General features: G+C 64.3%; 17 protein-coding genes. 8 read left to right on the forward strand and 9 right to left on the reverse strand.

Translation table 11 applies throughout. The annotated features are described in order from the left end of the window. Positions 1 to 40 precede the first annotated feature (40 nt). From thiP to FJ970_RS06590, 3 genes are all read left to right on the forward strand, one after another. Positions 41 to 1,660 carry a thiamine/thiamine pyrophosphate ABC transporter permease gene (gene thiP, locus FJ970_RS06580; RefSeq protein ID WP_140754705.1) on the forward strand — a complete coding sequence of 540 codons (1,620 nt, stop codon included), beginning with the start codon at positions 41 to 43 and terminating at the stop codon, positions 1,658 to 1,660. Continuing rightward, positions 1,653 to 2,429 (forward strand): thiamine ABC transporter ATP-binding protein, encoded by a 777-nt coding sequence (gene thiQ / locus FJ970_RS06585; protein ID WP_140754703.1) that lies wholly within the window; start codon positions 1,653 to 1,655, stop codon positions 2,427 to 2,429. Before thiP ends, thiQ begins: the two co-directional genes overlap by 8 nt. Positions 2,430 to 2,666: 237 nt before the next feature. After that, the gene (locus FJ970_RS06590; RefSeq protein WP_140754701.1) at positions 2,667 to 4,136 is read left to right on the forward strand and encodes a M48 family metalloprotease; all 1,470 of its coding nucleotides are present in this window, start codon (positions 2,667 to 2,669) and stop codon (positions 4,134 to 4,136) included. Between the two features lie 16 nt (positions 4,137 to 4,152). Here FJ970_RS06590 and FJ970_RS06595 read toward each other — a convergent pair whose 3' ends face one another. Then, positions 4,153 to 5,016, reverse strand: coding sequence for an RNA polymerase factor sigma-32 (locus tag FJ970_RS06595; protein ID WP_140754699.1), 864 nt, complete (start codon positions 5,014 to 5,016; stop codon positions 4,153 to 4,155). 318 nt (positions 5,017 to 5,334) lie between these two features. Between FJ970_RS06595 and FJ970_RS06600 the strand changes: the two genes are divergently transcribed. From FJ970_RS06600 to FJ970_RS06610, 3 genes are all read left to right on the forward strand, one after another. Further along, on the forward strand, positions 5,335 to 6,108 hold the full coding sequence (locus FJ970_RS06600; RefSeq protein ID WP_140754697.1) for an amino acid ABC transporter substrate-binding protein: 774 nt from the start codon (positions 5,335 to 5,337) through the stop codon (positions 6,106 to 6,108). Between the two features lie 136 nt (positions 6,109 to 6,244). Further along, complete coding sequence (locus tag FJ970_RS06605; RefSeq protein ID WP_027141826.1) at positions 6,245 to 6,925, forward strand: amino acid ABC transporter permease; 681 nt, start codon at positions 6,245 to 6,247, stop codon at positions 6,923 to 6,925. Beyond that, positions 6,922 to 7,692, forward strand: a complete 771-nt coding sequence (locus FJ970_RS06610) for an amino acid ABC transporter ATP-binding protein (RefSeq protein ID WP_140754695.1) — start codon at positions 6,922 to 6,924, stop codon at positions 7,690 to 7,692. Before FJ970_RS06605 ends, FJ970_RS06610 begins: the two co-directional genes overlap by 4 nt. 77 nt (positions 7,693 to 7,769) lie before the next feature. Here FJ970_RS06610 and FJ970_RS06615 read toward each other — a convergent pair whose 3' ends face one another. The 7 genes from FJ970_RS06615 to FJ970_RS06645 form a co-directional block, all read right to left on the reverse strand. After that, positions 7,770 to 8,351 carry a CarD family transcriptional regulator gene (locus tag FJ970_RS06615; protein ID WP_006327799.1) on the reverse strand — a complete coding sequence of 194 codons (582 nt, stop codon included), beginning with the start codon at positions 8,349 to 8,351 and terminating at the stop codon, positions 7,770 to 7,772. A gap of 369 nt (positions 8,352 to 8,720) precedes the next feature. Then, positions 8,721 to 9,059: a ferredoxin FdxA gene (gene fdxA / locus FJ970_RS06620; RefSeq protein WP_140735514.1), complete on the reverse strand. Its 339-nt coding sequence runs from the start codon at positions 9,057 to 9,059 to the stop codon at positions 8,721 to 8,723. A gap of 235 nt (positions 9,060 to 9,294) precedes the next feature. Next, positions 9,295 to 9,681 carry an RNA-binding S4 domain-containing protein gene (locus FJ970_RS06625; RefSeq protein ID WP_140754693.1) on the reverse strand — a complete coding sequence of 129 codons (387 nt, stop codon included), beginning with the start codon at positions 9,679 to 9,681 and terminating at the stop codon, positions 9,295 to 9,297. Between the two features lie 10 nt (positions 9,682 to 9,691). Next, positions 9,692 to 13,129: a helicase-related protein gene (locus tag FJ970_RS06630; protein ID WP_140754690.1), complete on the reverse strand. Its 3,438-nt coding sequence runs from the start codon at positions 13,127 to 13,129 to the stop codon at positions 9,692 to 9,694. Positions 13,130 to 13,428: 299 nt separating this feature from the next. Beyond that, a complete protein-coding gene (locus tag FJ970_RS06635) occupies positions 13,429 to 13,665 on the reverse strand; it encodes a hypothetical protein (RefSeq protein WP_140754688.1) in 237 nt (78 codons plus the stop codon). Between the two features lie 198 nt (positions 13,666 to 13,863). Then, positions 13,864 to 14,589 carry an acetoacetyl-CoA reductase gene (gene phbB / locus FJ970_RS06640; RefSeq protein WP_140754686.1) on the reverse strand — a complete coding sequence of 242 codons (726 nt, stop codon included), beginning with the start codon at positions 14,587 to 14,589 and terminating at the stop codon, positions 13,864 to 13,866. Between the two features lie 106 nt (positions 14,590 to 14,695). Further along, a complete protein-coding gene (locus FJ970_RS06645; protein ID WP_140754684.1) occupies positions 14,696 to 15,874 on the reverse strand; it encodes an acetyl-CoA C-acetyltransferase in 1,179 nt (392 codons plus the stop codon). Between the two features lie 296 nt (positions 15,875 to 16,170). On the opposite strand from FJ970_RS06645, the gene phaR reads away from it, so the two are divergent. Further along, the gene (phaR, locus tag FJ970_RS06650) at positions 16,171 to 16,782 is read left to right on the forward strand and encodes a polyhydroxyalkanoate synthesis repressor PhaR (protein WP_140754682.1); all 612 of its coding nucleotides are present in this window, start codon (positions 16,171 to 16,173) and stop codon (positions 16,780 to 16,782) included. A gap of 19 nt (positions 16,783 to 16,801) precedes the next feature. Here phaR and FJ970_RS06655 read toward each other — a convergent pair whose 3' ends face one another. Further along, positions 16,802 to 17,944, reverse strand: coding sequence for a citrate synthase (locus FJ970_RS06655; protein ID WP_140755013.1), 1,143 nt, complete (start codon positions 17,942 to 17,944; stop codon positions 16,802 to 16,804). A gap of 92 nt (positions 17,945 to 18,036) precedes the next feature. Between FJ970_RS06655 and FJ970_RS06660 the strand changes: the two genes are divergently transcribed. Continuing rightward, a complete protein-coding gene (locus FJ970_RS06660) occupies positions 18,037 to 19,125 on the forward strand; it encodes a citrate synthase/methylcitrate synthase (protein ID WP_140754680.1) in 1,089 nt (362 codons plus the stop codon). Positions 19,126 to 19,283 lie beyond the last annotated feature (158 nt).

Genomic DNA, 19,283 nt, shown 5'->3' on the forward strand with positions numbered 1-19,283 from the left:
CAAGGAACACAATGTTTCCCAAGTCGATCGTTGGTTCTCAGTGCAACGCGCATCTGATCCCCGCATCACCGCCGGCATCACCGCGCTCGCGGCAACCACACTGCTGGTCGGCGGCGCTTTTGCCGGCCTTATCATCGAAGGCGCCCACGATTTTTCCGGCGCCTGGGCCGCCTTCGATCCTTACCTCTTCCGTGTCGTGCGCTTCACGCTCTGGCAGGCGGCCCTGTCGACGCTGCTCTCGGTCGGGCCCGCCCTGTTCGTGGCGCGGGCGCTGTCGCGGCATCCACGTTTCCCCGGCCGCGCCTTCATCCTGCGGCTCTTCGCCGTGCCGCTGGCTCTGCCGGCGGTCGTCGCGGCGCTCGGCATCCTGGCGCTCTACGGCCGCGCCGGCTATTTCGCCGGTCTGTTCAACTGGGTTGGCGGCCGGGACTGGCCGGGCATCTATGGCCTGTCCGGCATTCTCGTTGCCCATGTCTTCTTCAACCTGCCGCTGGCCACCCGCCTGCTCCTCGAGGCGCTGCAGACCATTCCCTCAGACCAGTGGCGGCTGGCGAGCCAGCTCGGGATGGGAGCGCGGCCGGCATTTCGGCTGATCGAATGGCCGACGCTGCGCGCCGCCTTGCCCGGCGTCGCCGGACTTGTCTTCATGCTCTGCATCACATCCTTCACCATCGTGCTGACGCTTGGCGGCGGGCCGGCCGCGACGACGCTGGAGGTCGGCATCTATCAGGCATTGCGCTTCGATTTCGATCCCGCGCGGGCTGTCGCGCTGACATTGCTGCAGATCGGCTTGACCTTCATCGTGGTGCTGGCGCTGACCCGGCTCGGCGCCAATGTCGTCGGCGACACCAACCTGCCGGTCGCGCCGCGCCGCTATCTCTCGGTCAACAGGACCGAGGCCTCGCTGAACGCTATCCTCATCGTGTTGGCTTCGCTCTTCGTTGCCGGGCCGATGGCGGCGACCGTGGCGGCCGGATTGGGCGCCGATCTCGGCCGGCTGGCCGGCGAGGCCACTGTCCGGCAGGCGACACTGACCAGTGCCGTGCTCGCTTTCCTGTCGGCGCTGCTTTCGGTGATGCTTTCGCTGGCCCTGACCATGGCGCGCCGGGCGCTGGCGCTGAACCGCCGCTCCGGCCCAAGGACACTGCTCGAACATGCCACCGATACCGGCGCCGGCTTTGTGCTGGTCGTGCCGCCGATCGTCATCGGCGCCGGCTGGTTCCTGTTGCTGCGCCATGTCGGCGATGTCTTTGCCATCGCCCCGCTCATGGTCGTCACCGTCAACGCCGTCATGGCGATGCCTTTCGCGTTGCGCGCCATCCGTCCCGCCTATGACGCGGCAAGCGAGCGTCACGAACGGCTCTGCGCGCAGCTCGGCATTTCCGGCTGGGCAAGACTGCGGCTGGTCGACTGGCCGTCGCTGCGGCGGCCGCTCGCCACCGCCTTTGCGTTCGCCATGGCGCTGTCGCTTGGCGATCTCGGCGTCATCGCCCTGTTCGGCAGTGATTCCGTGCAGACCTTGCCCTACCTTCTCCTGGCTCGCATGGGCAGCTACCGCACGCAGGACGCCGCCGGCCTGGCACTGCTACTCGGCCTTGTCTGCCTGGCACTGGTGCTGGCAGCGGACCGGCTGGGAAAGGGGATGGCCCGCGATGTTTGACAGGGCTGCTGACGGCAAGGGGGTTACGGTGCGGCTGGACAAGGTCTCGTTCAGTTATGGCGAGGCATTGTTCGCCTTCGATGTCGAGTTCACGGCTGCGCAAATCACCGCCATCATGGGGCCGAGCGGTTCGGGAAAGTCGACGCTGCTCAGTCTGGTGGCCGGGTTCGAGACGCCGAGATCCGGGCGCCTGCTGATCGGCGGGGCCGATGTCGGCGGCGAGCCGCCGGCCGTGCGGCCGGTGTCGATGGTGTTCCAGGAGAACAATCTTTTCGCGCATCTTTCCGTCGAGCAGAATGTCGGGCTCGGCCGTTCGCCATCGTTGCGACTGACCGATGCCGACCACGCCGATATCGCGGAGGCGCTTGGGCGCACCGGCCTTGCCGGCAAGGAGAAGCGGCTGCCGCGTGAACTTTCGGGCGGTGAGCGCCAGCGCGTCGCCCTGGCTCGCGTGCTGGTGCGTGACCGCCCGGTGCTGCTGCTCGACGAACCCTTCGCCTCGCTCGGACCCGCGTTGCGCGACGACATGCTCGACCTGGTTGCCAGCCTCCATGCCGAGCGTGGCATGACGGTGCTGTTCGTCACGCACCAGCCGCAGGATGCCCGCCGGATCGGCCAGAAGGTGGTGTTTCTGGACAATGGCGCCGTCGCCGCCACAGGCACCTCCGACGATTTCTTTGCAGGGGCTGGTCCGGAGGCGTTCAGGCGCTACATCGGTGCGGCTGCCGGGGATGCCTTATCACGAGATATTGCCCGGAAGCGGACATAATTTACGCTCAAACCGGCCCGAGGCGATGTGGCGCTTGCTTGCCATGACTGGAGTAGTGTGGCTAGGTCCGCTCGATACCGGTCCGGCACAGGCCGTGATTTGCCTACAGCATCTGCTGCCCGCCCCGAGCGCGCGACCGACGCTGTAGCAGTTTGTTTTGCGCATGACACGGTCCGTTGGCCATGCGTAAGGACCTGAAAGGAAGCCATTCTGGCGATCGGCGCTGACAGGCTACGAATGAATCCGCTGGCGCGCTTTCTCGCGCTCGCCGGCTTTGCCGTGGCGCTGGCAAGCTGCCAGATGTTTACGCCTCCGGAAGTCCAGGAATCCGGCTTCCAGCCATCCGACAAGCCGATCACGGTGGACAATGTCGCCGCCAACAACAAGCTTGCCGAACTCGCCAAGGCGCAGCATCCGCGTATCCTGGCGACCTATGGTGGCGAGTATTCCGATCCCAAGCTCGAGCGCATGGTCGCCAAGGTGGTCGGCAATCTGACCGTGGTGTCGGCTAACCCGACCCAGACCTATCGCATCACCATCCTCAATTCGCCCAACGTCAACGCTTTCGCGCTGCCGGGCGGCTATCTCTACATCACGCGCGGCCTGTTGGCGCTGGCCAATGATTCGTCCGAGCTCGCCGCCGTCATCGCGCATGAAATGGGACACGTCACCGCCAATCACGGCCTGCAACGCCAGCAGCTGGAGGCCGAGGAAGGCCTTGCGACCAAGGTCGTTTCCGATGTGCTCGGCGACAGCCCGACCGCCAAGGCAGCACTGATCCGCGGCAAGCTCAGGCTGGCGCAGTTCTCGCGCAACCAGGAACTGGAGGCTGACGCCATTGGCATCAAGTCGATCGGCGAAGCCGGCTACGATCCCTATGCCGCCGGCCGCTTCCTGCAGTCGATGTCGGCCTACACCGATTTCCGTTCGATCAGCGGTGCCACGGACGCCAGCCTCGACTTCCTGGCCACGCATCCCAGCACGCCGCAACGCATCGATCTGGCACAGCGCCACGCCCGCCAATTCGGCGCGCCCGGTTTCGGCACGCGCGATCGCGATTCCTTCCTCGCCGGCATAGACGGCCTGCTTTATGGCGACACGCCGGAAGAGGGCTATGTGCGCGGCGAAACCTTCCTGCATCCGGGTCTCGGCGTGTCGTTCACGGTGCCGGACGGTTTCATCATCGACAATTCGGCGGCAGCGGTGACGGCAACGGGTCCGGGCGACATAGCGATCCGCTTCGACGGCGTTTCGATCGACAAGAACCGCGCCTTGACCGACTATATCAGAAGCGGCTGGGTGGCCGGCCTCGACGACAGCACCGTCAAGCAGGAAACCATCAACGGCAATGAGGCCGCGACCGCGCATGCCGGCGCCGAAGGCTGGCAGTTCGACATCGCGGTGATCCGTGCCGGCGGCCAGGTCTACCGACTGCTGACCGCGGCCCCCTCGGCCAGCGCGTCGCTGGAAACGGTGGCGCGCTCGGTCAGTGGCTCTTTTCACATCCTCAGCCCCGCCGAAAAAGCGGCCCTGAAGCCACTGCATATCCGTGTGCTTACGGTGCAGCCAGGACAGACCATGGGTTCGCTTGCCGCGCAGATGGTGGGCGTCGACCGCAAGCTCGACCTGTTCCGCGTGCTCAACGCGCTGTCGCCGGGGGCCGCGGTTTCGGCCGGCGACAAGGTCAAGATCGTCACCGACAAGTAAGCGCCGTTGCGCGAGATCAGGCGGCAGTCGCCATGAATTCCGGGTTCTGCTTCACCAGCGCGACCTTGAGCTTTTCCAGGGCGCGGGCTTCGATCTGGCGGACGCGTTCCTTGGAAATGCCGAGCGTCTCGCCGAGTGCCTCGAGCGTGGCGCCCTCGTCGGTAAGCCGGCGTTCCTCGATGATGCGGAGTTCGCGGGCGTTGAGCGCTTGAAGCGCCTCCTTCAGCCAGAGCGCGCGGCGCGCGATATCGATCTTGTCGCCGACAATCTCGTCGGGCAAGGGATCGTCCGAGACCAGGAAGTCCATCCGCTCGGTCGCACCCGCATCGTCGGCAAGCGGCACGTTGAGCGAGGAATCGGGCGCCGACAGGCGCGAATCCATCAACGCCACATCAGCTTCGGAAACGCCGAGCGCAACCGACACCTCGCGGTAGAGGGTTGTGTTGGAGAGTGGTTCGGCGCCGTTCGCGAGACGGGCGCGCAACCGCCTCAGATTGAAAAACAGGGCCTTTTGCGCCGAACTGGTGCCGCCGCGCACGATCGACCAGTTGCGCAGGATGTAGTCCTGCATCGAAGCGCGAATCCACCACGTCGCGTAGGTCGAAAACCGCACCTCGCGCTCGGGCTCGAAGCGAGCGGCGGCCTCGAGCAGACCGACATGGCCTTCCTGGATCAGGTCGCCGAGAGGCAGGCCGTAGTGACGGAATTTCGAGGCCATGGAAATGACCAGCCGCATATGGGCAACGGTGATGCTGTGCAACGCATTCTGATCGTTGTCCTGTTTCCAGAGCAGTGCAAGCCGATGCTCCTCGTCGCGCTCAAGGTAAGGCGCCCTCATTGCCGCGCGGACCATGACCCGACCTGCCGTGTCTTCCATCATAAGGCGCTCCTTGGCTCAGGCGTGCGAATGACAAACTGGCAAGAACCGGCTTGAAATGACGGCGTCGTGCCCTAGAACAGCCAAAACTGCCATGCGCGGGAAAGGTTCCGCTGGAGCAGGCAAGCGAGCGATGACGTCCGGGCAATTTCGGCACGGCTGCCCGGACTTCCGATGCTGCAAAGAAATTTCTTTTGGAGTATTTGATTTTCAGAACTGAGCCTTTTTGAAATTTCGTTCCTTATTTTTTCGATCCGCATCTGTCATTTTCCAGCCCTCACAACATGCCTGACATCAGGCCAAGGACGGGATCACAGAAAAATGAAATGGCTCAAGTCGCTCATTATCGCCGGAACGCTGCAGGCCCTGGCGGTCACATCGGGCCATGCCGGCGCCAATCTCGACCAGATTAAGCAGGCTGGCGTCATCAAGGTCGGCACGGAAGGCACTTACGCTCCCTTCACCTATCATGATGCATCCGGAGCGCTCGTCGGCTTCGACGTCGAAATCGCCAAGGCGATCGCCGAAAAGCTCGGCGTCAAGGCGGAGTTCCTCGAGGGCAAGTGGGACGGCCTGATCGCCGGCCTCGACGTCAAGCGATATGATGCCGTCATCAACGAAGTCGGCATCACCGATGCCCGCAAGGCCAAGTACGCTTTCTCCGATCCCTACATCGCCTCCAAGGCGGTGCTGATCGTGCGCGGCGACAACACCGACATCAAGACCTTCGCAGATCTCAAGGGCAAGAAGGCGGCGCAGTCGCTGACCTCCAATTTCGGCAAGCTGGCCGAATCGAATGGCGCCGAACTGGTCGGCACGGATGGCTTCGACCAGTCGATCCAGCTGCTTTTGACCGGCCGCGCCGACGCCACCATCAATGACAGCCTGTCGTTCCTCGACTTCAAGAAGCACAAGCCCGACGCCAATGTGAAGATCGCCGCCCAGGAAGAGAATGCCGATTACTCCGGCGTCATCGTGCGCAAGGGCGATCCGGAGCTGGTCGCGGCCATCAACAAGGCCCTTGCCGACATCAAGGCCGACGGCACCTACCAGAAGATCGCCGACACCTATTTCGGCCAGGACGTCTCGAAGTAATCATAAAGCGGGGCGGGTAGCCGCCCTGCAGCCCATCCAGCGGCGAGCCGTCTTTGACGGCTCGCCGCTTTTGTCGTGATATGGCTGACGCATTCGCGCTTCGATGACGCCACCCGTCCATTCCGGAGGATATTTCGTGCCGCACTGGCTGCAACTGATGCTGGATTCGCTGCCCTCGCTGCTGTGGGCAGCGTTGATCTTCACAGTGCCGCTGACGCTGTTGTCCTTCGTGCTCGGCCTGACGGTGGGGTTGGGCGCGGCGCTCGGCCGGCTGTTTGGCCCGAAGCCGCTGGTGGCGCTCGTGCGCTTCTATGTCTGGATCTTCCGCGGCACGCCGCTCCTGGTACAGCTGTTCCTGATCTTCTACGGCCTGCCGTCGGTCGGCATCCTGCTCGACGCCTTCACCGCGGCGCTGATCGGCTTCACCCTCAACATCGGGGCCTACACGTCGGAAATCATCCGCGCCGCGATAGGCTCGGTGCCGAAAGGCCAGTGGGAGGCCGCCTATTCGATAGGCATGACCTGGAGCCAGGCGATGCGGCGCACCATCCTGCCGCAAGCCGGCCGGGTGGCGGTGCCGCCGCTCTCCAACACCTTCATCTCGCTGGTCAAGGACACGTCGCTGGCCGCCGCCATCACCGTGCCGGAGATGTTCCAGGCGGCGCAGCGCATTGTCGCCACCACCTATGAGCCGCTCATCCTCTATGTCGAAGCGGCGATCCTCTATCTGGCGATGAGTTCGGTGCTGTCGGCCTTGCAGACGCGGCTGGAGGAGCGGCTCAACCGCTATGGCGGCTTCCTGGAGGCACGGTCATGATCGGCCTCGCCAACATCGAAAAACGCTTTGGCGACAATCTTGTGCTGAAGGGGGTGACGGTCGCCATCGCCGAGGGCAGCGTCACCGCGCTGGTCGGTCCTTCGGGCGGGGGAAAAAGCACGCTGCTGCGCTGCATCAACCTGCTGGAGATCCCGACCTCGGGCACGGTGCGGATCGGCGACGAGACGCTCGAGTTCCGCCCGGGTGGCAAGGTGCCGGCGGCGGACATAAGGCGCCTGCGCCTGCAGACCGGCATGGTGTTCCAGAATTTTCAGCTGTTTCCGCATCGCACCGCCATCGAGAATGTCATGGAAGGCTTGGTCACGGTGCTCAAATGGTCGCCCCAGCAGGCACATGAGCGGGCGGCTGCGCTGCTGGAGAAGGTCGGCATGGCGCACAAGGCGGATGCCTGGCCGGCGACGCTGTCGGGTGGCCAGCAGCAGCGCGTGGCGATCGCCCGGGCGCTGGCGCCGTCGCCCAAGGTGCTGCTGTGCGACGAGCCGACTTCGGCGCTCGACCCGGAACTGGCACAGGAGGTGGTCGATGTGCTGGGTCAACTCGCCAGCGAGGGAACGACCATGGTGATTGCGACGCATGATTTGCGCCTCGCCTCCAAGATCGCCCAGGAAGCGGTGTTCCTCGACGCCGGCGTCGTCGTCGAGCAGGGACCGTCCGCCACGCTGTTCGGCAATCCGGAGCGCGAACGGACCAAGCGGTTCATCGCCACGCTGAAGCAGGAGGCGGCGGAGAAGGGCGGTGGCGCATAAGCGCGGTATCCGCAGCACTCCCCAAAGACAAAAACCCGGCGCGAGGCCGGGTTTTCGTTAACTCGAAGGTGGAAAGCTCAGGCAGCTTCTTCCTGCTCGGCTTCCTCGTTGTCGGCCTTGGCGCCACGCTTGGGACCCTTGTTGAGGTTGACCTCGATCAGGCGCACGGCTTCGGTTTCCGACATGCGGTTTACGGCCGCGATCTCGCGAGCCATGCGGTCGAGCGCCGCCTCGTAGAGCTGGCGTTCGGAATAGGACTGCTCCGGCTGGTTGTCGGCGCGGTAGAGGTCGCGCACGACTTCCGAGATCGAGATCAGGTCGCCCGAATTGATCTTGGCATCATATTCCTGGGCACGACGCGACCACATGGTGCGCTTGACGCGGGCGCGACCCTGCACGACTTTCAGCGCACGCTCGACATAATCCTCCTCCGACAGCTTGCGCATGCCGATCGAGGTCGCCTTGGCGACCGGCACCTTCAGGCGCATCTTGTCCTTCTGGAAGTCGATGACGAACAGTTCCAGCTTGTGACCGGCCACTTCCTGCTCGTCGATCGAGACGATCTGGCCGACGCCATGCGCCGGATAGACGATGTACTCGCCGGTCTTGAAACCGTGACGCGCGGCTGTGGACTTCTTCTGCGGGGTTATCGTTGCCATTACGCCCTGAACTCCTTGTTGTGTGCCGGCGGCGGTGCCGGCTGAACTCACGTGATCGGTGTCACCGATCATTAGCCGCACAACAGATGAACCCACCGGAAAGGCCGGGACCGGCAAACCGCACGAACTGCGACCGCCTGGCCCAGATCGCTCTGGTCCGGAATGGGATTTTCACCTTTCAGTGATTTGGGGCGTCTGCGCCATAAATCGACGTTGTGTCACCGGCATGTTTCGCTGATGTAACACAAAAAGTCGGAAGAATCAAGGTTTTGCTGCGTAAGCGAAGGCCACAACCGATCGCCGCCTGTCAAGGCGGTTAATCCGACGTGCCTGTTACGCTGCGTCATACAAGCCTTTACAGCGGTGTTGTCAATCGCCTTCGCCGGGCTCGGCGGAGAAGTATTTCTCGAACTTGCCGGTCTCGCCGTCGAAGGTCTTGGCGTCGGCCGGCGGCTCCTTCTTGGCGGTGATGTTGGGCCATTTCTCGGCATATTCGGTGTTGATCTGCAGCCATTTGTCGAGGCCGGACTCGGTGTCGGGCTTGATCGCGTCGGCCGGGCATTCCGGCTCGCAGACGCCGCAGTCGATGCACTCGTCGGGATGGATGACGAGCATGTTCTCGCCTTCGTAGAAACAGTCGACCGGACAGACCTCGATGCAGTCCATATATTTGCATTTGATGCAGTTGTCGGTCACGACATAGGTCATCGGTCGGCTCCGGGATGTCCCGTTTTTGTTGGCTTTTTTGTGAGGTAACGCCTTTGTCGGCCGCTTGCAAGGGTGGCTATTCCCAGTGGCGCCAGGGTTTGGGAATGGAATTCCAGGTGGGCGGTGCCGCGAGGGCCCGACATGCCCACAGGCTGTCCCGTTTGCCGGTCCCGGTTCTGCTTTTTGTTTGTCGTTTGCCCTGGGAAAACACACCCCCGCGTCTGGTCGGCAAGGCTCAATCTTCGTCGAGCAATCGGTCGGTCTGGCGGCGCTCTTTCTTGGTCGGGCGGCCGCTGCCTGCCTCGCGCAGCGCCGGGATAGCATCGGGAAGTGCGTCGGCCTTGGCTGCGGGCGGCGGCGACATGTCTTCATAAAGAGTGCGAGCTTCCTCGGCAGGGCCGCGCCGCACACCAGCGCCGAGCACCTTCCAGACGAAGATACGCCGGTCGAGCGTGATGGTCAGCACGTCGCCTGGCTTGACCAGATCGGAAGCCTGCGCTGCTTTGTCGCGATTGATGCGCACGCGACCGGCGACTACCAGTTTGGCCGCCAGTGAGCGCGATTTCACCGCGCGCGTGAAGAACAGCCATCTGTCGATGCGCTGGCGGCCTTCCGCAACCATCGACGCGAGCCTACTTCTTTAATTGGTCGCGCAAAGCGGCGAGCTTGGCGAAGGGTGAATCCGGGTCGAAGCGCACCGGACGCTCCTCGCGCGGCTTGGGCTGGAAGGCGGGCTTTCCGCCCCCCTTGCCACGATCGGCACCCTTGCCTTCCGGGCTGCCGCCCTTCCAGTCAGGCCGACCTTCGCGGCGGTCGGGACGATCGCCTTGCGGGCGGCCGTCGCGGCGCTCGGCGCCTTCGCCTTGCGGCCTTGGCTTGAACTTCGAGCGGTCGAAGCGCGGTTTGCCGGCGCCGTCGCGGCGCCCTTCATGAGCGGGACGGTCCGCGGGCGTGCCTGTTGCCGGTCCGTCGCCGGCATCGGCAGGCGCGTTGCTTCGGCCGCGCGCCTGTCCGGCTTGCGGGCGGTTGTTGCGGCCATCGCGATGGCGCGGGCGCTGGTCAAAGCGACCTTGGCGCCACAACAGGATCGGTTTTGGCGCTTCGGCTTCCGGCGCAGGTTCGCTGGTGGCTTCCGCCACTGCAGCCGGTTCGGCGGCATCCGTCGGCGCGGAGGCTTCGACGATCGGCTCCGCCGCTGCGGCGTTCTCTTCCGTGGGCGTGGCGTCGACCTCGGCAGCTTCAGGTTCGGCCTGCGGTTCAACCGGGGCCGGCTCGGCGGGTTCAACAGCGGCTTCGGCTAAAGGCGCCTCTTCATCCGCAACCTCAGTCGTGGCTTCCGACTGCTCTTGTGCGACAGGCTCTGCTGCCGTTTCCGCGATGACCTCGGCTGGGGCTTCGATGGCGGCCTCGGCGGCTGCCGTTGCCGAACCCTCGACCGTTGCCTCCGCGGCCGCATCTACAGCGCCGGCTTCCGTTACTGCGGCTTCCACTGCCGCCTCTTCCGCCGCCTTGGCCTGTTCCGCGCGGGCTACCTCTTCGGCTGCCTGCTTGGCAGCGGCGGCTTCCCGCGCGGCAGTGTCCTGCGCTTCCAGCCGTGCCTTGACTTCCGCCACCGGTTTCGGCTCGGCGCGATAACCGAGACCCTTGAGGATCTCTTCCATGTCGTCGGCGGTGGCGCCGAGGATCGACATCATCGGCGGCGTCACCATGAAGGACTGGCCGTCATAGGCGCCGTCCGGTCGCTGGCCGAGTCCTGGCTTCCAGTTGGTCGCCGGGCGGATCAGGTCGGCCAGCCGCTCGAGAATGTCGATGCGCACCGCGCGGCGGCCGAGATTGCGGTAGCCGGCAAGCTTGTAGAACGCCTTGTCGAAGGCCGGATCGATGACGACAGAGGTGCGGCCCGATGCGAGCGCATGGACGACGTCGCCGAAGCCCGGCTTGTCCTTGCCGTCGTTCTTCAGCGCCCACAGCAAGGTCACCAGTCCGGCGGGTGCCGGCTTGATCAGCGCCGGCACGAAGACGTGGTAGGCACCGAAGCGCACGCCGAGCCGGCGAAGTGCCGCGCGACCTTCCTGGTCGAGCGACTTCATCTCCTCGGCGATGTCGCGGCGATTGATGAGGCCGAAATTCTCGACCAGCTGGAAGGCGATGCCGCGGCCGATGCCGGAAATCTGCTCGGCGTTTTTCAGGTCGACCAGCGGCTTCAGCAGGGATTCGATCTGGAAATTGACAAAACGCTCGGCGCGCGCGGCGACCTTGTCGCGGGCCGGGCCGGTCAGCTGTTCGTCGGCCAGCAGCACCAGGCGCGGCTTCAGCGCGTCCTCGCCCGAAACCAGCGTGCCGATCGGCGCGCCGATCCAGCGCAGCGTGCCGTCCGAACCGAGCGCGAGGTCGCCATTGGCGCAGGCGCCGAAGCGCTCCGCACGGGCCTCGAATTCGGCTGCCAGCGCCTTTTGCGCGGCCGTGCGCACGGCCTTGGCGTCTTCGCCGCCGGCGGTCTGGTCTGCGGTGAAGCGGAACCCTTGCAACTCGCCGACATGATGGCCTTCGACAAGGACGGTTCCGGTAGGACTGATTTCGGCTTCGGGCATGGTATTTTCTCTAAGGCGCCGCATGAGGACGGAAGTCCTGCGGTCTACGAAGCGTTTCGTCAACCGCTCATGCAGCGCATCCGACAATCTGTCTTCGATTTCGCGCGTCTTTTCCTGCCAGTGTGCCTGATCGGCCAGCCAGCCGGGCCGGTTCGACACGAATGTCCAGGTGCGGATCTGGGCGATGCGGTGCGACAGCGTATCGATGTCGCCCTCGGTGGTGTCGGCGCGGCGCACCTGCTCGGCCATGTAATTCTCGTCGACATGGCCATGCCGGGCGAGGTCCATGTAGATCGAGGCGATGAGATCGGCATGCTGGGCGGGCGCAATCTTGCGGTAGTCCGGCAGCGCGCAGGCTTCCCACAGCAGCGCCACGCGCTTGGCATTGGTCGCGAGCGCGCGGATGCCTTCGTCGCGGGAGAGATGTTCGAGTGCCTGTGCATCGACGGCCGGCAGCGCGCGTGTCAGGCCTTCGACCGGGGCGTTGGTTTCGATCGATCGCTTCAGCGCATCGAGGCTGGCGAAATCGAATTGCGCGGTGCGCCATTGCAGCACCTTCACCGGGTCGAACTCATGGCCCTCGATCTTCTGGACCAGATCCTCGTCGAGCGGATCGACCTGACCGGTGACGCCAAACGTGCCGTCGCGCAGGTGCCGGCCGGCGCGGCCGGCGATCTGGCCGAGTTCGGCCGCCGTCAGATTGCGGTACTGGTAGCCGTCGAACTTGCGGTTCTGGGCAAAGGCGACATGGTCGAGATCGAGGTTGAGACCCATGCCGATCGCGTCGGTGGCTATGAGATAGTCGACATCGCCCGACTGGAACAGCGCCACCTGAGCATTGCGGGTGCGGGGCGACAGCGCCCCGAGAACCACCGCCGCACCACCCTGCTGGCGCCGGATCAGCTCGGCGATTGCGTAGACCTCGTCGGCGGAGAAGGCGACGATCGCGGTGCGCCGCGGCAGGCGCGTCAGTTTCTTGGAGCCGGCATAGGCCAGATGCGACAGCCGCGGCCGCGTCACCACCGAGACGCCCTTCAGCAGCCGCTGGAGAATGCCGTGCATGGTGGCCGCGCCGAGCAGCAGCGTTTCCTGGCGGCCGCGCAGATGCAGGATGCGGTCGGTGAAGATATGGCCGCGTTCGAGGTCGCCGGCCAGTTGCACCTCGTCGATGGCGACGAAGGCAGCGTCGGACTCGCGCGGCATGGCTTCGACGGTGCAGACCGAATATTTGGCGCCTGGCGGCTGGATCTTCTCCTCGCCGGTGATGAGCGCCACCTTGTGGGCGCCGACCTTCTCGCAGACGCGCGTGTAGACCTCGCGGGCCAGCAGCCTGAGCGGCAGGCCGATGACGCCGGTTTCGTGCGCCACCATGCGCTCTATGGCGAGATGGGTCTTGCCCGTGTTGGTCGGGCCAAGCACGGCGGTCACGTCGCGGCCCGACAGGATCAGCGGCTCGGTGTGTTTCTGCTGAATGTTCATCGGCTCGGAAATAAGGCTTTCTGGCCTCTCGTGGTCGGGAGCGTGCCTGGACGGCGCGTATGACAGCCGACACATAGGGATTTCGGGCGCGAAGCGAAAGCGGAATGTTCCGGCAGGGTGCCGAAGACGTGCGCGTCGACCCGCAAATGAGCCGCTGCTTAACAGTTGGAACGAGTCTGGAACGAATCAGCGACGAATCGCTGACTCCGAGAGATTCAGCTTTTGTTCACGGCTAGATATGGATTTTGTGACGACGAGTCTCACCACATGCTGAATCGTCGAAACTGGCCCGTTTTATGCTAGGTAGGCCTTGCCGTTAACTTTTGCCGGTAAACGATGCGGGAAGTACGGTACGCCCCGCTCAACATTATGAAATTGTTAATCTTTCTGAACTCGGCGTTAAGGAATTGCAGGCAATCGAGGCCATTAATGTTAACATTGCGCTCAAAGCCGGAACGAATCGGCGACAAATCAGCGCCAGCGGTATTTTCTCCTTTTGTTCCCCCAATATCTTGTGTTGTGAACAGCTTATCCACCGAGAATCCACAGGCTTAACCACAGGGTTTCGCACAGACGCGGCTGCCGTCATTAACCTTTGCGTGCCGGATTGGAGCATCGCGCCACAGCGAAGCCTTCCAAGGATCAAGCGTCGTTTGAAAGCGGACCGGTTTTCCGGTCCGCTTGTTGCGAGCACGCGTCGATCCCCCAGCCGTTAGCTGCGGTGAGAAGAGGACTCAGATGAAGTACTGGCCGCCATTGGCGGTGAGGGTCGAGCCGGTGATGAAGCCGGCGTCTTCGGAAGCCAGGAAGACAACGCAGCGCGCGATCTCTTCCGGTTCGCCCAGGCGGCCGACCGGGATTTGCGGGATGATGCGTTCGTTGAGCACCTTCTCGTCGATCGCCTTGACCATCTCGGTGGCGATGTAGCCGGGGCAGATGACGTTGACGGTGATGCCGGCGCGCGCGCCTTCCTGGGCGAGCGCCTTCGAGAAGCCGATGTCGCCGGCCTTGGCGGCGGAGTAGTTGACCTGGCCGGCCTGGCCCTTCTGGCCGTTGATCGAGGAGATGGTGATGACGCGGCCGAACTTGCGGTCGCGCATGCCGCTCCACAGCGGATGCGTCATGTTGAAGACACCGGACAGATTTGTGTCGATGACCTCTTTCCACTGGTCGCGCGTTAGCTTGTGGAACATGGCGTCGCGGGTGATGCCGGCATTATTGACCAGCACGGACACCGGGCCGAGGTCAGCCTCGATCTGCTTGATGCCGGCGGCGCAAGCGTCATAGTCGGCGACCGACCATTTGTAGACCGGAATGCCGGTTTCGGCCTTGAACTTCGCCGCCGCGTCGTCGTTGCCGGCATAATTCGCGGCAACCGAATAGCCGGCAGTCTTCAAAGCGGTCGAGATCGCCGCGCCGATACCGCGCGATCCACCCGTGACGATTGCAACCTTGGTCATGCATTTCCCCTTTTGAAATCGCCCTGTTGTCGGGCTTGGCAGGCACTGGATTTGCTACAGGCACTACATATGAACCGGGCGGCTTGCGCCGCCCGTCCAAAATCTATCAGAGAGCCTCCACACACATGGCGACGCCCATGCCGCCGCCGATGCATAGGGTGGCGAGACCCTTCTTGGCGCCGCGTCGGCGCATCTCGAAGACCAGCGTGTTGAAGATGCGGGCGCCCGAGGCGCCGATCGGGTGGCCGATGGCGATGGCGCCGCCATTGACGTTGACGATCGAGGGATCCCAGCCCATGTCTTTGTTGACGGCGCAGGCCTGTGCGGCGAACGCCTCGTTGGCCTCGACAAGGTCGAGATCCCCTGCCGACCAGCCGGCCTTTTCCAATGCCTTGCGCGAGGCGGGAATGGGTCCGGTGCCCATGATCGCCGGATCGACGCCGGCGGTTGCCCAGGACGCGATCCGCGCCAGCGGGGTGATGCCGCGCCTGGCGGCTTCCGCTTCACTCATCAGCAGCGCACCGGCAGCACCGTCATTGATGCCGGAGGCGTTGGCCGCGGTCACCGTGCCGTCCTTGTCGAAGGCCGGCTTCAGCTTGGTCATAGCATCGATCGTGGCGCCGTGGCGGATGTACTCGTCCTGGTCGACAATGGTGTCGCCCTTCTTGCCCTTGATGGTGAAGGCGACGATCTCGTCCTTGAACTTGCCGGCCTTCTGCGCGGCCTCTGCCTTGTTCTGCGAGGCCAGCGCGAACTGGTCCTGGTCGTCGCGGGTGATCTGGAACTGGCGGGCGACGTTCTCGGCGGTGTTGCCCATGTGGTAGCCATTGAAGGCGTCCCACAACCCGTCCTTGATCATGGTGTCGATCATCTTGTAGTCGCCCATCTTGACGCCGGCGCGCAGGTGCTCGGCGTGCGGCGACAGCGACATCGATTCCTGGCCGCCGGCGATGATCACCTTGGCGTCGCCGGTGGCGATCTGCTGCATGCCGAGCGCGATGGCGCGCAGGCCAGAGCCACAAACCTGGTTAAGGCCCCAGGCTGTGGTCTCCTTGGGCAGGCCGGCCAGGATCGAGGCCTGGCGAGCCGGGTTCTGGCCTTGCGCCGCGGTCAGCACCTGGCCGAGGATGACCTCGTCGACCTCGGCCGCCTCGACACCGGCACGCGTCAAAAGTTCCTTGACGACGACGGCGCCGAGTTCATGCGCGGGCGTGGCGGCGAAGGCGCCGTTGAAGGAGCCTACGGCCGTGCGCGCGGCGCTGGCAATGACGATGGAAGCGGACATTTTCTTCTCCAGACTTCAAGGGTGTTGTTGTGCCGTTGAGGACTTTTCTTGCCCTTTCCCAACTCCAAGTCAAACCGGAAATCGGCATGGCGCCGATGCGCCGCAAGCAGACCTCGCCTCGTGGTGCCGGCGGTCTGGCCGGTGCTGCGCAGCATATTTAGCCTGCCATGCAGCATTATATGATCCCGCACTGCACAAACTGCTTGGAATTATGAGGCTTTTGCGCATATCCTCAAAAAGGGCGCAATCGTTACCGGCTGCTTACTCAGGCGTGCCGGTGTCCGGGGAGGATGCAGATGGCCGCAAAAGACGACCCGATCATTATCAAGAAATACGCCAACCGCCGCCTCTATAATACGGGGACGAGCACCTATGTGACGCTCGAGGATCTGGCCGAGATGGTCAAGAAGGGCGAGGAATTCACGGTCCAGGACGCCAAGACCGGTGACGACATCACGCATCCCGTGCTGACCCAGATCATTTTCGAGCTGGAGAACAAGGACGGGCAGAACATGTTGCCTATCCCGTTCCTGCGCCAGCTGATCGCCTTCTACGGCGACCAGATGCAGATGATCGTGCCGAGCTTCCTCGAACAGTCGATGATCGCCTTCTCCAAGGAACAGGAGCGGTTCCGCGAGCAGATGAAGGGCGCCATCGGTAAATCGCCACTGGACGTGATGAAGATGGCGACGCCGATCAAAGCGCTGGAAGAACAGACACGCCGCAACATGGAAATGTTCCAGAACGCAATGCGGCTGTTCACGCCTTTTCCACCCCCGGGCTCGTCGGCGCCTGCCGCGGCTCCCGCCGAGCCGGCCAGGAAGGAAACGCCGGAAAAGCCGGACGATCTGCAACAGCTGAAGGATCAGATCGCGGCCATGCAGCGCAAGCTCGACACGATGTCGTAAGCGCATAGCACTCACGCATTCAGGCCAGCAATCCCTCATAGCGGCCGCGCGGCCTGATGCTGCTGCCGCTCGCGATCTGTTCGACCATGTGCGCGGCCCAGCCGACGCTGCGTCCAAGCGCGAACAGGTGGAATGGTGCATCGCGCGGCAAGCCAAGGCCGCGCGTCAGCACGGCCAGGGCAAAGTCGATGTTCGGTTGGGCGCCTGTCGCGGCAATGGCGGCGGCTTGCAGCGATTGCAACGCCTCGTCGGTGTTGTCGAGGGAGGCCAGAAGCACTGCGGCCCGGGGATCGCCCTCGGGATAGAGCGGATGGCCGAACCCCGGCAGTGGCCGGTCATGGCCGAGCCAGCGCCGGATCGCGGCATCGGCGCCGTGCCGCCCCGCGTCTTCAGCGAGTTGCATCACCGCTTCGCCGGCGCCGCCGTGGCGGGGACCGGACAGTGTCGCCAGGCCAGCCAGCAGACACGCGGCGGGCGAGGCTCCGGTCGAGGCTGCGACGCGGGTTGCGAAGGTCGATGCGTTGAGTTCGTGATCGGCGAGCAGGACAAGGGCACGGCGGATCGCTTCCGCGCCGCCATCATCCGCCGACCAACCCCGTGCCAATCGCCGATGCACTGGTTCAGATCCCGCGATGGCACCAAGGGCGCTGGCCAGCACGCCGATCGCGTGCGCGGCATCAGTGCACAGCAAGGCAGCACTTCGTCCAAGCGAGGGCCGCGCCTGGCCGGCAAGCAAAGCGAGTTGCGCAAAGGCCGGGGCGCGGCCGATCTGGGACGGCGCATCTGGCGACGGCGCTTCGAAACTGATCGGGCCGGGCAGGGCCCAGAGCAGCCCAGCGGTTTCTTCCAGCGTGGCATGGTCGGACAGCGCCGCGGCGTCCCGACCCCGATAAATGAGGTGGCCGTGCCAGACGGTCGAAATCGCGGTGACGATCGACGGCTCGCCCCAGGCGATCGCGCTTTCGGCGATGGCCGAGGGGCTGCGCCCCCGCGCCCTTCGCGTCGCCAGCGCCGCGATGTCGTCGGCACGGTACTGGCTGCGGCGCGGGTCGGCACGATCCGGGCGCATGCCGATGCGGCCGCGGCTGACATAGGCATAGAGCGTCTGCGGCCTAACCCGGAGCCTTTCCAATGCCTCTTCCCGCGACAACCATTCGGACATATCGAGCCAGATGTTGATTCTATTGATCAAGATTGATGCTTATGGCGCCCACCCTTATCTCCCATCGGGAAAAGCTTCAAGGAGACAAGGCTATGGCGAATGGGCTGGATGATGTGGTGGCGGCCGAAACCGTGCTGTCCGATGTCGATGGTCTGGGCGGTCGCCTGACGATCCGCGGCCATTCGCTTGGGGAATTGGCTGGACGATGGAGTTACGCCCAGGTCGTCCACCTACTGCTGGACGGGTTCTTCGACGGTCTGCCTGGCGACGCCGAACTGGCGGCAAAACTGGGTGAGGCACGCGTCGAGGTGTTCGAGCGGCTCGAGCCTGCGCTGCCCTTGCTGGCACCGCTTGATGTCTACAGCGCCATGCGCGCCGGCATGGCCTTGCTGCCGGATGGCGAGACGCTGACGGACGCCTTGCGGCTGATCGCGGCGCCCGCGGTGCTGACGCCTGCGCTGCTGCGCCTGCAGCGCGGTGAGCAGCCGATCGTACCCGACGGCAAGGCCGATCATGCCGCCGACATGTTGAGGATGCTCAGGGGCTCCATCCCGTCGCCTGATCTGGCCAAGGCACTCGACACCTATCTGGTGACCGTATGCGACCATGGCCTCAATGCCTCGACCTTCGCCACCCGCGTTGTCGCCTCGACCTTGGCCGGCCTGACATCGTCGGTGCTGGCCGGCCTCGGCGCGCTCAAGGGTCCACTGCATGGCGGCGCGCCCGGCCCGGTCATCAAGATGCTCGACGCCATCGCTGCGCATGGCGACGCTGCCGGCTGGCTGCGCGGCGAGATCGCGCGTGGCGAACGCATCATGGGTTTCGGCCATCGCATCTATCGCGTGCGCGATCCGCGCGCCGATGTGCTGAAAGCGGTGGTCCGCAAGCTTGGCGGCGAGGGCGAAACCGGTCGCCGGCTGGCCTTCGCCGAGACGGTCGAGCAAACGGCGCTCGACGTGCTCCGGGTCGCCAAGCCGCAGCGCTCGCTGCAGACCAATGTCGAGTTCTACACCGCGCTGGTGCTGGAAGCGGCGGGATTTCCTCCTGATGCCTTCAGCAATGTCTTTGCCGCCGGGCGCGTTGCCGGCTGGATCGCGCATGCGCGCGAGCAGCAGACCACCGGACGGCTGATCCGTCCGCAGTCACGCTATGTCGGGCCGGTGCCTGACCTCGTCGCCTAGATTTTCCGTCTGTTTCGAAAGCTACGGCCCCTCCGCATCGCAGCGGAGGGGCTTTTCGCATCACCGAAATTTCATGTGATCACGCGACCGTGTTCGTGTTCTTGCCTTGGTCCATCCTTATATGCTGCACTGCAACATAAGCCGGCCATGGCTGCTTC

Origin of the sequence: Mesorhizobium sp. B2-1-8 (genome assembly GCF_006442545.2) — a bacterium.
In the GTDB taxonomy this organism is placed as follows: Bacteria; Pseudomonadota; Alphaproteobacteria; order Rhizobiales; family Rhizobiaceae; genus Mesorhizobium.